We start from the raw sequence: 15,698 nt of genomic DNA on the forward strand, positions 1-15,698 counted from the left end.
CTAGTCAGCTTTCTTCTCGAGCAAGAACGCATAGTCTTACTCTCAAATATTGCAGAGGCGAGAAATCGCCTCTACTATACGGCTGCGCCCGCAGAATTGGATTCTGGCCGGCTTTCGCAAAGCTGGAGTTGTGGGTTCGAATCCCACCGGGATATCTTGGCCCTGCCAGACGGCAGGGCCATCTTCATTGTGCGATTCGCCACGTAACGCATTTGCGCTCTCCTTTATACGGAACGATTTGCCAGCTGTCCGTAGTAGGAGGCCGTTGGCAGCGTCGCCGCTTCGGCCGGAACTTACATTCGGGCTCTCAAAACGAGTGACCGCAACGCGTCATACTGCACCCGGTCATCACGCTGAAAATCCGAGCGCCGACTATACACCCCACTCCTCAATCTGGAGGCTCAGCCGCGGCCGAGAGCTCGCCCTTCTTTCGCGTGTTTCAGGCAACGCCGACATACAGCTCCGCGCAACGCGATCACATCGTTCGCGAATGCATCGTCCACGACTTTCACTTTATCTGCCTACTTTAAAACGCCTGAACATCACCAAGTCCACGAAACGTCCGCTCGTCTCGGACTCCTGATGCCTTTTAATGATCTCAATGCGGCCCTCCGCTGCCAATCCCTCCAGAGCCACGACGACCGACTGGAACGACTCCAAAGCCGCGACGGTGCTTTCCCCTGCCTCGGCGCACCCCACCGCACCGACCTCCGTCTTCTCATAAATCTTGCGTGCAACACTCATTTAGTAACGCCCTCCTTGATCGTGTTCATTCTGGGCACTTTCCACGCCGACGCTTGTATGGCCAACTGCGCTAAGACAGCACGTGTATCGCTTCCTGTCCATACACGGTGACCGATCGGTCAGTTGGAGCTTCCGGCCAGTGCATGGGCGGCCTTTGCCACACTCGGAGGGGGACCTCGACGACGGTCTCGTACGGTACGGCGCGAGAGGGATCAAAGGTTTGCATAGGATAGATCAATCCATGCGGCTCGTCCCACGCTACCATGAACGCGATGGGGAAGAACTTCAGCACCCACATTGCAAATGGCTTGCCGGCCGGAATGTCAAGGTATGCTGCATCCCGGAACATTACGTGCGGCCTGTGCGGGTAAGTCCAGTAGTACAAGCGAAGCCCGGCCGGCAGTGGTAGCGTCTTATCGAGAAAATAGTCTCGCACCGGTTCGGTCAGTGGGCCCTTCAGGTAGCGATCAACGCCCTGGGCGGACATGTGTCCGAGGAGTGCGCGCATGATGGCCTGAGGTTGGGCCCGTACCCAAATTGCCTGGGGAAGGTCGCGGTAGCTCTTGAGGTGATCCGCGATGTCGTTCACGAACTGGATAAACGGCGGGTCATAGTTCAAGCCGAGCAAGTTGTTGTTGCACCGAGCGCACAGCGTCCTGTATTTGACCCCGTTCTGTGAAAAGCGGCCCTTCATCGCCAATGGCTCGTCGGATAGCAACGTGACGATGTGGCGTAGCTCGACTTGCGTGGGTTTCTGGCAGCCTTTGGGCGGCGTATGGTCTTCAGTCAGCTGTCCGTGTTCGCCGCATATATTGCATTGGCCAACTTTGTGCCCGCGGGTAGCAATCAGCATGGACGATATGGCGTTGTGTTGATTAGCAGGAGTCGATCGTGATAGGCGCCCCGGAGCCTACCACAGGCGAACAGCCAAGCGCCTCAGCCACAGCTGCACGCGTGTGTCAGCGAGTCGGCATCCGTCAGGGCATGGTGCCGCGTCCGAGAGGCCCCCCTTTTTAAGGTAAGAATCCTTGAGCACGCGATCAGATCGCTCTCACATCGCACTTGCGGAGGCAGCTTTCCGCTCCACACCTCAAGAACCACGGAATCCATCCTGATCTATACCGAGATTTTCGACCACATTGCCTTCAAACGGGCTAGCGAATGGCGGAAGTAGAGCAGACTGCGGCTGCTCGTGCTGCGGGCCTCGGCTGTCGATCGTGTCCGGTGTCGCCGACTGGTCGTCGACGGCTCACCGTCCCGACCGGAAAATTCTCGGCCGTAGCGGACGTCCAGCCGTTCCTGAATGAGCGACAGCAAGGGATACTTTTTCGGCCGCCCGAGTTCTTTTGCAGGTTGAGCGGACGGATTCCGTTCCCGCGACTGACGTACGAACGGAATCTGATGCACGCGATCGGGAGGTGCAGACGAGGGCTCACCCCAACGAAACGGAGTCCAGCCTTCGTCCGGCATCGCATCGGCAACGGCTTATGAACTTTACCCACGCGGGCGGGCCATTGCGAGAACGCCGATCATTGATCGCGCGGCTTGCCGCTTCTCAATTTGCTCACCGAGCTTCTCCTTGCCGTAACCAAGCACGCCGCCTCCTATCGCCGCCGCGGCGGCAACCGCGGGAAGTGCGACGCCAATTATCGGCGACAGCGTCGGGAGCAACGCGGCAACAGCCGCTACGCCCAGTCCCGCTCCACTGCCTAAGTATGCCGCCATCTTCTTCGGCGCGTACTTTCGCTCAATATCGTTCATCGCCTTCTGCTGCCGCTGGACGAGCGAAGCAAGACCATGGCTGACTTCGCGCACCATCTCGTTCGTGTCCATCGTGCCGGCGCTCGCCAACTGCGCGGTGTATTTGTTCAGCTCGTCCCGGAGCCAGCGATGCTCGTTGTTGGCAATGAGCTCGCCGAGTGTCTGGACCGGGATGTTCGCCAGCCAGGACAGGCTGTCGTCCTGCACCGCCCGCAGCGTCTGAAACGCCTGGTCAGACAGGATATTCTTGCGTCGAAGCTCCTCGGCGTTCGCGGACCCACACTTTTCGAAATAGTGCCAATGAGTGGGCTGCGAGAGTAGCGGTTGCGCTCCGAGCTCACCTGCGTTTTCGAGCAGGTGGTAGTGAGGCCGTAGTCGTTCCAGAACGCCGTTTAGTAGGAGAACGCCGGTCGGCAAAGCCTTCATCGTAGAGAGTATGGCGTCGGACCGGATGCCTTCCACGGAGCCGATGTACTCCTTCACGGCTTGCGCGATGCCAAGTTGTCGGTCCGGCTGACTGCCGGGCGGGATAAAGAGGCCGTTCGACAGCAGCGCGTGTGCGAAGGGCTCACCATGCTTGCGGGCGTATTCGAATAGCTCGTCCATGGACGTGACGGCACCATCGCAGAGCGGCCCAATCATGCGAAGCGCCAGTTGCTCAATGCCGTGCTTCGTGTGGGCGTCGTACTCCTCCAAATTCTCCTCAAAGCTCGGGAAGACGAATACCGGTGGCACCGGCAAGCCGGCGTCGACTAGGGGGCGCAATTGTAGGATGTAGAAGAGCGCATGCGCGAGCTGGAGATGTCGGGCGTTCAGATGAAGGTTAGCGGACAGGAACGGGTAGATCGGGTCGGGAATCAGCTGTGTGTCCGCGTACAGCCCTGTGATGCGCACGGCATCGAGCGCCGATGGGCCGAAGAAACGTTGGCCGCCGGTCACCAGCCGCATCCCGCCGAGCGTCTTTGCGTGCTGGAATGTCTTGACCGCGTTGGCCTTGTAGAAGGCGGCGAGCTCGTCGAGAGCCCCGTTCGCTGCCCTGGCCATCGTGTCCGGTTCGTGCTTCATGCGCCGGAGCATTCGGTCCCGGATTTCCCGTTCGGTGGCGACGAGCTCGACAGCTCTGCCAGTAAGGGCGCCGAAAACCTGCGCGAAGAGCCTGAATATTTCGGGCTGGATCTCGGCCGTTGGTAGCGACGGGGGAGACTGTTCCTTCTCCTGGCTGGCAGCAAAGCCCATCGCCATGCCCGCGGTCCGGCCGAAGGAAAGCGCCTTCTCAGACAGACAGCTCGTGTCGACGAGGCCCACCATGGTCAGTGGCGCGGCCATGAACTCTGCGGCCAGCTCGCGGAACTGCCGGGCGACTCTCAGCCGACCTTCACGCAAAGCATGCCAAGTAGCCAACAGTCGCTGCGCTGTGTCGGAGTCGAAGTCCTTCTCTGCAGTCATCCTTGTCCTCACTGCCAGTACCTAATACACCCATGATCCGCAATCGCAAGCGGACATATTGAACGCGAAAACCCGTTACGATCGTCGCCCGCTCCGGTCGCTGCAGCTCGTGGGCACATGGCAATACCTGCACTCGTGCCCGCATTCAAGCCCGCGCTTGCAGTTCGGATGCGCCCGCACGGTCTCGTCGACGCCAGCCAACGTAATCGCCGGCGACGTGCCGCAATTAAACACGAGTATCCCGATGCTATGTATGCTCATTGACCAAGACTAACGGTTTCGTAAGGTCGAGTATTCGATAAGACGGGCCAACTTCAACTCCAGACGTATGCAAAGATTTGACGAAAGGGTGTTCCGAGAGATTGCCCGTGCACCGAATGCTGGCAAGGCCGAATGGCTTCTCCGGGCGGAGGACTCAATCACCTTCCTGAAGGGCAATGCGCAGCGCGACGAGATGGTGATCTACGCCAGCGCAGACGCCGTCCTTATCCATGGCGTGCTAGCCCCGACGGAGCAGGTCACGCCGGCTGACCAGGCTGACCTCCTGAATGCCCATATCATGCCCGACAATAGCTGGTCCATTCAGCGAGTGTGGGGCGGTGGCGAAGGACACCGAATCTATCTGGAGCCGCCGCTGAGTCACCCGGGCTGCAAGTCACTAGTCGGCGGTGAGAAGTTGATCTTCCGCCGGTCATTCACCGGCGTCGCCGAGGGCCCCGCCCCAGTCGAACTCAATCAAAAGCTCGTGCATAGTCTCGACCTGTACTGGGTGGAGGAACGCAGCGCCTACTGCCGCCTCGACAGGCGCGGCGATATTGAGGACATGATTCGCGTGATCTGGCTGAAAGGCCCAGAGGCGAAAGAGGGTGATGTTGTCGTGACCATCCTCATCAAGGACCTTGCCACGTATATGGCCGTCGCCGGGATGTCTCTGGTCCTGAAGTTCGATTTCACGCGGTTCGAACCGAAGGCTTTCGGCGGATGGGACCAGGACCGCCAAGTGCAGAGAACGTCCGCAGCCGATCTCTTCTACACGCTCGGCATCTCGGCCAACGCTAGCTACGCCAATGGCTGCATGATCCTCAGACCAGCGGTGACGGTTGATGACCTAATCCAGGAGTGGAAGGACGAGGATGATCCGAAAAACAAGCAATACGCGACCTTCAAGATCCACGACTGGAAGAACGAGCGCCTCGTGGAGACCTCATGCGCGCCCGAATTCCTCTCCAACTATTTCCAACAGTCCGACAAACCGTTCGAAATCTCTCCTGTATTTTTCCGGTCCGAAGTTTTGACCCGCTTCAAGAATGATCCCGAGAAATATGACCTGCAGGACCGCTACATCAACTGTCGGAATGCCTGGTACTTGAAAACCTACGACATCAACGAGGCCGGTCAGGTCCACACCTATGTCGGGTACCTCGCCAACCTGCCGTATGAAGAGCAGTGCTACTGGCAGTCATTCAATGAGTGGCCGAAGGGTCAAATTTCGACGCGGGCGTACGAAAATGACTTCCTCGGCGCCTTCAGCAGTGAATACGACCCTCTGCGCGCATTGAAATACAAGATCCGCCAACTCGATGAAAACCCGCCAGCTTGGTGGAAGCCGCGCGGGGCGGAGCTCTCCGATGCCGCACGATATCCGGCCACCGATTCCGTCTCCGAGTGGGCTGATGAGATTCTTGCTTTCGATCAGTTACTGAACGAGGGTTTCCTTCCCAAGCCACTGCAAAAGCTGGCAGAGGATGCGGGCAGAACCGTTGAAAAACAGTGGAAATCGCTGCGCCTGCTTCAGGACTACCTCGAAGCTCGGGGTCAGAGCGCTGACGAGGCGCGGGCGGTAATGGAACCGCTGGCCAAGCTGCATGGCTTGCGCAACCCTCTGAAAGGCCACGGCTCGACCAATGAACGCAAGGCCGCGCAGAAGCGGGCGAGGTCCGAGCACGGAACCTTGCGGGCGCATTTTACGGCCCTCGCCGCTGAGTGCGACAAGGCCTTGGCAACGATCCTGCAGGTCTTTGGTCTCGCTATCGATTCGGGCGACTGAAACTCTCGATCGCGAACCATCTCGCGGAGATGACTGGAAGAGGTCGCGAGTGACTGCATTGTGCGCGTGGTCCGGAGGATTGCGTCTGTCTGGAGACAGACGTCGGGAGCGGAAACCTCGCTGACCTCCGCGCAGAAGTGATGCCGTCCGAGTGCTTAGTGTGGGGCCGCTGTGGTCTCAGTGCGGCCAGAAGCAGACCCTAACGGTAGTATTCTCGGTGACCAGTTCAGGCTGGCTGCGTCCGGTCAATTCCGGAGACCGGGCCAGAGCCGCCATGACGGAACCTTTGATGTTCAGCGGCCCAGCCGCTTGTGGAGACTAAACGATGAGCAATGGAAAGGCCTCCAAACGCATGGCAGGCGGAAGCGCCGCAGAGCGCGGGTTGGACTTCCAGGCCCGCGTAAGTGCGATCGTGATGGCCCATCTGCTCGCCGAGCGGCCGATCGGGTGGCTGGAAGGCGTGCTGGATGACATGCCGCTGGAGCTAGATGCCGAAACCGGTGGCCCCGGGGACGATATTCGCTTCACGGGCAGGGGCGGCAAACAGGTGGAACTGCAAGCCAAACGTGGACTGCAACGCGGCGGCGACCTCTGGGACGCCCTGTTGGCCCTGGCCCAAGGTGTCTCCGCGGGCCGAATCAACGCGGGCGTTCTCGCGGTATGCCCGAACAGTAGCGGCACGATCCGGGAGGCATTGGCCGAGGACATCGTCCGGCTGGGCACTGGGCGATCCGACGGGCTGCGTGAGATCGGCCAGGACTGGGCGAAGCGGTTATCGGCTGCGTCCTTGGACGCAAGCCTAGTTTGCCGGCATCTGCGCATCGTAGTGGTCAGCGCAGTGGACGGATACCGTGATGCCGAAGTTACGGCCGCTGAACGCCTTAGCCGCGTCGTCCACGATCCACAGTCTGCCTGGCCAGTGCTCGTTGAATGTGGGCGGCGCCTAATTCGCGTACGGGGACGGGCGACACCGGAGGACATCTATCGGGATTTGTCGTTCGCCCGCATCGCGCTCAAAACAAGCGACATTGACACCCGCGTGCAACTGCTCGCGGCCACCCGCGAGTGGCTGCACCGCACTCATGGCAACATAACCGTGCTCGGAGTGCATGGCGCAGTCTCCTTCGAGGCCTGCTGGCTGGGACTTGAGGCTCACGTGATGGACGAGGGGCCGCTCGTGCAGGAGACGTTAGACAAGGCACTTCGCCGCTACCATGAGTTCGCTCAGGGCCGACGGTACGGCGGGAAGTCCTTCCATTCCCAGACCATCGCACGCTTCGTCAAGAAATGCGTCGTAGTGGGCGGCCCCGGCATTGGGAAGTCGACGCTGCTCAAAAAGCTGGCCCTGGACTATTCTGCAGACGGCTTCCTGACACTGCTGGTGCGACTGCCTCAGGTGGTCGCTCTCGTCACGCGGGACGGCCGCCGTTTCGAAGACAGCTTGCTGGAAGCGGCACTAAGTGCCTCCGGCATCCGGGCGCCGCTCGCATCGTTGGACGGTGCGGTGGTGTTGTGCGATGCGCTGGACGAATGCGGGAGCCAGCAGCCGCTGGTGACAGCTGCTTTGCATGCCTTCTCCGTAGCGCATCCGCGCACACGCATCGTGGTTACCAGCCGGCCGAATGGCTATCGCCCTGGTGAGCTGGCGGGATGGCGGCACTACGAGTTGCAAACCCTGAGCGACACCGAGGCCGAGGACGCAGTCCTGCGGGTGCTCAAGGCCATCCCGTTTGCTGACGAAACAGTGCGGTCCCGAGCGGTCGCATTCGCCAAAGACCAACTGCGCGCGCAGAGCATCAAGGGCGCCGCGTCACGCAACCCTCTCATGATCACGCTGCTGGCGGCCTTATCGGCCAAGGGCGTTGACCCCGGTCGCGGCAAGGCGTCCCTGTACCGTCAACTGTTCCAACTGCTGGAGGACCACCCGCCCCCCCGGCTTGCCGAGAGGCCGCCCAGCGAGCCGGAACGAGGTAGGTTTCTGGAGATGCTCGGATGGTGCCTTTTGTCTCATGGCAACGAGGCCGCCGATGAAACCTTGTCGCGATGCGCGCGATGGTGGAGCGAGGAGACCGGGCAGCCCTTTTTGGCCAGTGAGGCGAAGGTCCGCGCATGCCTGGAATACTGGGAGTGTTTGGGCGTGGTGGAACGGGTGCGCACTCTCACCCAGGAGGCGATTACCTTTGTCCACAAGACCTTTGGGGAATTTGCGGCCGGACGGTACATGTCCAAGTGCAACCGCGCTGCGCAACACGACATGGTCTCACGTGCGATACGGACGTCAGAGTGGAAGGAAGCCTTGTCCTTCGCAAGTCACCTTGGCCTAGCGTCCCTTATCCTGCAAGTGTGGGCGGAGCTTGCGGAGCGCGGTGACACCAAGGCCGGTTACGGGCTCGATGATGCGGTCGAACTGGTGATTCAGGCGGGAGTTCCGGTGGCAGCTAGTGCATTGGTCGGCTTTGCGCAATGCTGCTGGCAGGCTGTGGAAAACACCGCGTCGCGTATGTGCTACGCCGCTGGGGAAGCGCTTTGCCTGATGGCCCGGGATCACTGGAGCGTGGTCCGGGAAGCGGCGCTGGCGAAACTGGAGTGTGCCGATCCGTGGAGCCGATTGGTGGCCTGGACCTGCCTATGCGTCAGCCCCGACCAGGAACTTTCGGTGCCCCTGCTCACCGATGCCCTGCGCAGCTTGGACCATGCGCAACCGACGGACTCATACCTTGACGGGCGGCTGCATCTGCGGCCGAACGGAAGTGCGGTGCGACGGCACCTGGTGCTTGGCGCGGCGCGCCGCATCCTTACTACTAGCAGCCCCGAGCCCGAGGCGTTGCGGGTACTCAATGGCCTTATTGGCGGTGGTGAAGGCCTGAGCTTGAGCACCGTCGGCGAGCTAGGGGCCTTGTTCGAGCGGGCCGGGCTAGAGTTGGCGTTACCCTTTGAGGAGACCTGGTCACGGAGCATGGCCTTGATGATGCCGACGCACGACGACTGGAACAAGGAACAGGTCTACTTCCTGGAGCTAGTCGACGACCCCTCTGTCGCGAGCGATGATGAAGAGTGCGGCGATGTGGGGCACAGCTTGGAACTGGGAGCCTTGCTGACCGCGACCTCCTTCTGGGAGATGCCGATGTCGGAAGTCCTACACATGTCTGCGCCTGCGCCGGCAAGCGTGTTCAGGCGCATGGTGATTCACGCGGTCGCTCGGGCGGCCGGCCTGGGGCACGTCCGGCTCGTGCGGCAGGCACGGGCGATGAAGAAGCAAATCCTCGGCGGCGAAGAGCGCGACGGTTTCGCCCCGTACGCTCTGCCGCAGGTCGATGCAGAGGCGGACTTCGACCAGCCATTGGTCGGTGTGGAGTGCATACCAAAGCTAGAGGAGCTGATCCTGAGCCGGAGCGAATTCTTTGCGCTCAATGCTGCACAACTGCTTTATGGCTTGCGAGAGTACCCGGAATACCCTAGTGCGATCGAGCGTCTCCTTACCGGTGGACGGGGGGAGTCTTTGCGGCTTTCCACTGCGCTTGCCGATAAGCTGCCCGACGGGGCCGGCCAGCAACTGCTCCTTGATCGCCTCTGCCGTGGCGAGAGCACCTCCGGCTGCCGTTACCTTTACCGGCACCTGACCCCTCCCTTTGGTACTCGCCACTTCGACGCTGTCCGCAAGGGACTGGAGGGCTCATCAGCGCAAGCCGCTACGGCGGCCGCCGAACTGGCGGCGAAGCTTCCTATGGACGACGAGCGGCCCACGGAATGGCGCATCTACTTTGACCAATGGAAAGTCAAGGAGGAGCCGTACCCGAAGAAGGGCGGCGCCGTCCCGGACAGTCCTCGCGCCGAACTGGCAAAGATCCTGGTTCAGGTGTTCGCGCAGGACCATGCCTTCCTTCTGGAACTGTTGGCTGACGATCGGCCGGATGTGCGAACCGTAGCACGAGAGCCTGTACTGACGGCCGCTGCTAAATCCCAACCGCTGCGCACGAGGCTGCTTGAGGATGTCCAGAGTGGCAGCCTGGAACCCGCGATCCTGCGCGCAGCGGTGTCCCTGTGCTTGTACCTGGGGGAGGAGGCGATGCTAGTGGCACGCTTGCTCCACAGCAGTGCCGCTCGTGTGCGCTACGCAGCCCTGCCCATTCTCGACCTGAGATTCCTTCCATCGGACCTCGTGCACGCTGAGGGCGCCCGGCTGCTGACCGATGTGGCCATGGATATCAGGGAGGGAGCCAGCCGTGCCCTGCAGGGCCTAGAACCACCCAAGGCGGGAGGCTGATCCTTGCATAATTGTGGCAAGCCGCCTGGGATACAGCCCCTTCAATAGCGATCGTGTTGGGCGAAGCGGTCAACGACAGCGGCCGCAGCGAAGTGGTCTCGTAGCGAACTGCTGCAACCGTCTGCCATGGGCCGATACTGCCAGTCCATAAGCTGAGGACCTGCCGTTCGACGGTATTGCGTGCTGTGCGGCGGCTTTCCGCAACACTGCCGCCGCTCAGTCGGCGGAAGCTGGCCGGCAGCTGTGGCCGAGCAGACGCCCCCTTCGCCTGTCCTGACCACCCCGCTCGCTACCTCAGGCGCTCTCCTCGTCCTCTTGATCGACGCGCGGCGGCACGCGTAGCGACCTTCCCCTCCTCGTTATCCGATCAAAGCTGAATACGTGCTCACGGGGACTTTGCGTGCAGCGTCCGACCAGCCTCCGGGGAAAATCAGGCTCGCCCTTGTCGAGTTTGACGATTGCCTCACACACCGGGCAGACGGTGGTGTAACGGCGGACCCTGAATTCCTTGGGCGCTTCAAGGCCGTCCTTGCCGGCAAGTTCCAGCGTCGCACCGAATTCCTTCCACGCGAGCGTCCAGTCGGGCGCCAACACGATTCGGTCGTCGAAGATCCGCGTCCTACGCTCCACTTCGTATATGAAGCCCGCCGGGGCGCCGATCATGACGAGCACAAGCATCAGATCGCTGGCGCTGACCGGCGCGGTCTTGTGCGCGAGTCCGAACCACAGGCCGATGAAGACGAGCAGCACCGCCGCGAGCCCCAGGAGGGTCCATGCGGCAGCCATCAACTTCTTCCGATGCGTCCATTGAAGTCCGCGAGAAAACCAGAGACGTCCCAGGCGGGAGAGTTGCAGATCCAAGTCCGGCTCGTAGATCACGAGGTCCCGACGTCGCGTCACCGAGGAGGGGTGCGGTTCGGTGTGGTCGTTACTCTGCTGCGGAATCGGCGTCGCCTGGAGGTAGTAGCAAGCGGGGCTGCTTTCGTCCTTTCTGATCCGGGGATAGGACGAAAGGCCCTGCTCCCGGCATCTCCGGACCACTGCTGACTCGATCTCCGGCGAGATGCGTTCGTCGAGGGCAATCCAGATGGGGCTCATCCAGTTGGACGGTTCCTGGTTCTTGTTACCGCCAAGTTCGAAGTAGATCTCCTTCGTCGTGAAGCGCCGGAATCCGCCGCATCCCGCGGCACCGATTGCCGACTGCGCAAGCAGCTGCAGAACGCGGAAAGCGCGCTGACGCGCCTTGTCACGGGGAATCGACGCGAGCAGCGCTTGCGCCATCCCGACGATCTCCTCATCAACCCTCTCTGCCTCGACTTCATCCGCAAGCCCAATCATCCATGCCCCTCATCTGATCCTCAATTCACCCCGTGGTGACTCCCACCGCCGCCCGCCGAAGCCTAACTTCCGGTTGTGTTCATCATGCACGGCAGGTACGACCATGGAGAAGGAACTACTACGCATTCTGGATGCCCCGGTCCAGCTCACACCGCTTCCTTCAGGGGACATCGCGATCTGGCACCCAGTCAACGAAGCGGTCCGGGTTATCGTAGAGCCGATCTGTCGCGGACGCGGTTATTGGGACGCCCATTACAGAAACTGGGTGGTTTTCGCGCAGTTCAAGGTGCAGGTCTGCTTCGAGCTACGTGCGCGATCCGGGGATCGCCATGGCTAAGTTCAACTCCAGACGCGCCCACCCAAGGATTCCCCTCGCGCGCGACACGGCTAGCGAGCATCTGATCCGGGCCGAGTATGCGCAGCACCTGCCACCTCCCGGCACCTATCGTTGTCTCGATCCACGCTGCGGGGGCGATCTCACCGTGTACGAGCGTCCGCGCGGGTCGGGCAATCACTACTTTCGCCATCGCGCAGACGCGGCCTCGATCAACTGCGGGTTACATAGCAGCCACAACAGGTCGCCGCGACGGCATGAGGCAGCGAAGCATGTGCTCGCGGAAGTCTTTCGTGAAGTGGTCGCGCACCGGGAGCCGATGCCGCTGTTGAGCGTCCTCGTCGCTGGAGGCCGCAAGGAGGTCGCGATCTTCGCGCGCCCGGCAATGGTCGAGACCGAATGGATTTGCCCGGCAACCCGTCGCCGAGCGGATATCGCCCTGCTCGACAAGTACGGCGACCCGGTCCTGTTGATCGAGATCTACCATTCACACGCGGTCGACCGAAACAAGAGGCAGGACTTTTCCGCGTATGACTGGATCGAGGTCGAAGCAAATGACGTTCTGGACGACATCGATTACCTTCGAGTCCGGCACGCAGGTGGCTTGCCCTATGTCCTGGATCCGAACACGCAGCAGCGGCCGCTCCCGGGCATGCGACGGCGCGAGTGGTAGTGGGGCAACCTATTGGGGCCATACGGGGTACGGAGGGCCTCGCACCCGCACGGGCGACGGGAACCCTCGGGAGTTCGAGCAATGTGTCCCGCATATCCGTTTGCAGTACGACGTGACTCCCCTGAACCGAGCGCGAAGCGATGCCTCGCCAAGTGGATTCCGCTGTACCGGGATGACGCGGGCTCGACACCAAAGGGCCATCTGAGTTTCTGGACGATCTACAAGGCAAGTAGCCGCCTGAAATGCGGCTGGTCAGCTGGAAAACGGGTTATCGACCGGCTTCAAACCCGAGTGGCAGCATTGAGTCTGTTACAGCCGGTGACGCAGGGCGAATCGGGTGTCGCCTCCGGCCGATCAGCGGTCCGCGGCGGACTAAAGTCCGCCCTACGGAAAACGTCGCCGCCGACGAATGGAGACTGGCCCGTGAGGCCGATAGTCAGGCAGATTGCCGACGGATTTCTAACTGCTGCGGCCGAGGCGTGAGCCAAAATGCGCTTATTTCAGAGCCCGTTTGCTGACCAAAGTTTGACTATTCGCCGATTCGAGTCGTCGAACATCACGAAGCATATTTTTTAGGCATCGATGGTCACTAGGTGTTTTAGGAAAGGTGATAAATCCGATCCCTTCCGGATGACGAAGCTTGCCGTGACGGCCTGGCTCGAAACGCCAACCGCTCCGTAGCATTTGTTTGATGAAGCAGTTGATGTCCTTGTCGTTGCAGTAGTGCATGAATAATCCCCTTGGTTGTTGTGCAACCGTGAGGATCGGATTTGTCGGCGATGCACACCCGACACGTCGCCGAATGTATTTCTCACAAGTTCCCGAGGCTGGATTGGGTCATGCCATTTCTTTTCTCAAGTTCCATGAGGTAGGAGGCAATTGCGTGTCGCCCGTGATCGATCGCGACCCAGAGGGCGTCGAATCGCTCCAGGGTGGTAGGCGCCATCAGGGTCAGGTCGGGGTTTCCACAATTGTTTTCCGGATGTTCGACAAGCATCCGGAAAGTCTCAAGGTCTCCGGTCTGCGCTGCGAACAGGGTAGGAGTCCATTCGGCGAGGTGATGGGCTTCCACGCGGTAGCGCCGGTTGGCATCTGCGCCGCCGTCCAGCAGGGCTTGGATCACGGCACGGTGATTGACTGCTGGACGGATCATGCGTTCGAGGAGGGCGTCGAAGATTTGGCGATGCCGTTCAGAGGCGTTCTTGAGGTCGTAGAAGCGCTGCCGTCTTTTCGCAAGGTCTATATCGAGCGTGGCTCCTTCCCTGGAGTCATAAGAATCTGCGCGCGTCTTGCCGGAGAAATAGGCTTGTTCCTGAGTTCGGTCATCCCGGTGAAGGCTGCCATGGAGAAGTACCATCGCATAACAAAGTGCAGAGGGAAGATAGTCACAGTTCTGTTCTACATCGGCGCCAAGCTCAATCAATCTCGTCACGGCAGGTGCATTGGCCATTTCGATGGCAATCTTCAGCGGCGTTTCACGCTTCGTTGAGGCCGGCCGATTGACTGTCTCCTGCGACAGCTTGAGGCTCAGCAGATATTCCATGATGAGCGTGTCTTTTCGATCACAAGCTCGACGCATGGCGTAGGACAGTGGCCCTTCGCCCGATTCCGGAATGAAGTTATTCGGGTCGCCACCGGCAGCGATCAACTGCTTTACGTCATCCAGGGTGCCTTCCTGAATCGCGACTATCAGCGGCGTCCGACGTGTTCTGCCTTCGGCGTACTTGGTCTTCTGATTGGGGTTGGCGCGGTGTTTGTTTCCGAGATTGAAGGCATCGTCAGTGTTCCGGATTTCCACGCGGGGAGGAATTCGATCCTTCGCTTTCTGCGGAGCAAACATGCGTTCGAAGCCACAGGCGATACGACGCAGTTCCTGGGTATCCAATGGGCGTTTCGGGCGCTGGTTCAGACCAAGCATGAACGTTTTGTCCCAGTAGCCATTGGCAGCATCCTTATCCCCAACGCCAACCGCGTACAGCAGCGCTTCATTGAGGATCGGGTGTTGATTTTGCCCCGCCCGCCACCATGCGCCGGAAACCGATTTGGCGTAGAGGTCGAGGGCGGCCTCCTTCTGGCCCAGCAGCGCCGCATGCCGTGCGGCAAACCAAGCGTGGATGTAGCGATAGGAGGACTGTAAGCCGGGATCGGCCCGCTCGATCAGATCCAGAAGCTGATCCAGTACTTCCTGAAGCGCAGCCTTTTCATGCCCCTTGGTCGAGAACATCATCTGAATCGTATCGAGCAGCGGAATTACCTGGCGACGCAGGGGAATGTCGCCCGCGTGGTTGCTCGCCTGACTGATGGCGCGCAAGGCGTCTTCGAGCGCCCAAGGTTGTTGGGTCCGCAGATTTAAGTTGCGCTTTATGGCATTTCGCAACTCGGTCGGTAGCGATTGGTAGGCACAGGCCAGCAGGAGCCATCCCGATAGAAGAGGGATTTCCGGTGTCGATGCATCCTTGCCGATCGCCGCAGCGACCTTGGGGGCATAGGGCCAAGCGAGTTTGCCCATGGCATCCCCAGAAAGCCAGCGCTCTATCGTTCTCGGGTCGACATCGAGTTGGTTACCCAGATTCGTGAGCAGCCTCTCTTCGGGTACTTTGGCGTGATGCGAGGCGAACTCCAACCAAGCTTTGAACGGCGAGGACCCCCATTGTTCGAAGTCTGGAGCTGCTCTCCTGCTGGCAGCAAGGCTGAGGAAGCCGGCAAGCATCGGCACCGTGAAGTGCTGTGAGATCAGCTTTTGCCCTTCGGCGGTGCTCAGTGGGGTGACATCCAGGTTCTGAGCCAATCCTTGCAGTGCCTCGGCGGTCCGAAACCAAGCGTAGCGGAAGGTTTCTGCCCACTCCTTGCCGCAATCAAGGGCGAGTGCGTTCGTACAGGCATCTTCGATGGATTGCAGCCTGTCGAACCTGCTGCCTTGGCGCTCGTCGACCTCATTGGCCAGATCATCGAGATCCTTGTCTTGCCCAATCTGCACGAGGTGGGGCCGATAGCCCGTAGCTTTGATCAGGGACCGGAAAAGATTGCCCAGGCGGGGGATGATGGTTTCTTTGCTCATGTTTATCAGGGCGGGAATTTCCCGCCCTCTCCC

The 15,698-nt window shown here is 60.5% G+C and carries 9 protein-coding genes; 4 read left to right on the plus strand and 5 right to left on the minus strand.

The window, feature by feature from the left end; genetic code table 11:
* Positions 1-513 precede the first annotated feature (513 nt).
* The 3 genes from AC3A35_RS05545 to AC3A35_RS05555 all read right to left on the minus strand — a co-directional run bounded on the left by AC3A35_RS05545 (position 514) and on the right by AC3A35_RS05555 (position 3,951).
* Complete coding sequence (locus AC3A35_RS05545) at positions 514-744, minus strand: hypothetical protein (protein ID WP_487434920.1); 231 nt, start codon at positions 742-744, stop codon at positions 514-516.
* A gap of 70 nt (positions 745-814) precedes the next feature.
* Complete coding sequence (locus AC3A35_RS05550) at positions 815-1,597, minus strand: hypothetical protein (protein ID WP_487434921.1); 783 nt, start codon at positions 1,595-1,597, stop codon at positions 815-817.
* A 641-nt stretch (positions 1,598-2,238) separates the two neighbouring features.
* Positions 2,239-3,951, minus strand: coding sequence for a hypothetical protein (locus AC3A35_RS05555; protein WP_487434922.1), 1,713 nt, complete (start codon positions 3,949-3,951; stop codon positions 2,239-2,241).
* Positions 3,952-4,300: 349 nt separating this feature from the next.
* Here AC3A35_RS05555 and AC3A35_RS05560 point away from each other — a divergent pair, with 349 nt between their 5' ends.
* Together AC3A35_RS05560 and AC3A35_RS05565 are read left to right on the plus strand one after the other, a co-directional pair.
* A complete protein-coding gene (locus AC3A35_RS05560; RefSeq protein ID WP_487434924.1) occupies positions 4,301-5,998 on the plus strand; it encodes a hypothetical protein in 1,698 nt (565 codons plus the stop codon).
* Between the two features lie 325 nt (positions 5,999-6,323).
* Positions 6,324-10,262 (plus strand): NACHT domain-containing protein, encoded by a 3,939-nt coding sequence (locus AC3A35_RS05565; RefSeq protein ID WP_487434925.1) that lies wholly within the window; start codon positions 6,324-6,326, stop codon positions 10,260-10,262.
* Between the two features lie 294 nt (positions 10,263-10,556).
* On the opposite strand, the gene AC3A35_RS05570 is transcribed toward AC3A35_RS05565, so the two are convergent.
* Complete coding sequence (locus AC3A35_RS05570) at positions 10,557-11,600, minus strand: hypothetical protein (RefSeq protein ID WP_487434926.1); 1,044 nt, start codon at positions 11,598-11,600, stop codon at positions 10,557-10,559.
* A gap of 103 nt (positions 11,601-11,703) precedes the next feature.
* Here AC3A35_RS05570 and AC3A35_RS05575 point away from each other — a divergent pair, with 103 nt between their 5' ends.
* Complete coding sequence (locus AC3A35_RS05575) at positions 11,704-11,937, plus strand: hypothetical protein (RefSeq protein ID WP_487434927.1); 234 nt, start codon at positions 11,704-11,706, stop codon at positions 11,935-11,937.
* Positions 11,930-12,607, plus strand: a complete 678-nt coding sequence (locus tag AC3A35_RS05580) for a hypothetical protein (protein ID WP_487434928.1) — start codon at positions 11,930-11,932, stop codon at positions 12,605-12,607. The genes AC3A35_RS05575 and AC3A35_RS05580 overlap by 8 nt, the downstream gene beginning before the upstream one ends.
* 811 nt (positions 12,608-13,418) lie before the next feature.
* Here AC3A35_RS05580 and AC3A35_RS05585 read toward each other — a convergent pair.
* Entirely contained in the window at positions 13,419-15,665 is a 2,247-nt protein-coding gene (locus AC3A35_RS05585) for an ankyrin repeat domain-containing protein (RefSeq protein ID WP_487434930.1), read from the minus strand.
* Positions 15,666-15,698: the final 33 nt, after the last annotated feature.

It is taken from the genome of Azoarcus sp. Soil_N_20 (assembly GCF_057656155.1).

Excerpts from the sequence above, each read along its gene's own strand:
- AC3A35_RS05545 (WP_487434920.1), bottom strand. The coding sequence starts at position 744 with ATGAGTGTTGCACGCAAGATTTATGAGAAGACGGAGGTCGGTGCGGTG.
- AC3A35_RS05550 (WP_487434921.1), bottom strand. The coding sequence starts at position 1,597 with ATGCTGATTGCTACCCGCGGGCACAAAGTTGGCCAATGCAATATATGC.
- AC3A35_RS05555 (WP_487434922.1), bottom strand. The coding sequence starts at position 3,951 with ATGACTGCAGAGAAGGACTTCGACTCCGACACAGCGCAGCGACTGTTG.
- AC3A35_RS05565 (WP_487434925.1), top strand. The coding sequence starts at position 6,324 with ATGAGCAATGGAAAGGCCTCCAAACGCATGGCAGGCGGAAGCGCCGCA.
- AC3A35_RS05570 (WP_487434926.1), bottom strand. The coding sequence starts at position 11,600 with ATGATTGGGCTTGCGGATGAAGTCGAGGCAGAGAGGGTTGATGAGGAG.
- AC3A35_RS05575 (WP_487434927.1), top strand. The coding sequence starts at position 11,704 with ATGGAGAAGGAACTACTACGCATTCTGGATGCCCCGGTCCAGCTCACA.
- AC3A35_RS05580 (WP_487434928.1), top strand. The coding sequence starts at position 11,930 with ATGGCTAAGTTCAACTCCAGACGCGCCCACCCAAGGATTCCCCTCGCG.
- AC3A35_RS05585 (WP_487434930.1), bottom strand. The coding sequence starts at position 15,665 with ATGAGCAAAGAAACCATCATCCCCCGCCTGGGCAATCTTTTCCGGTCC.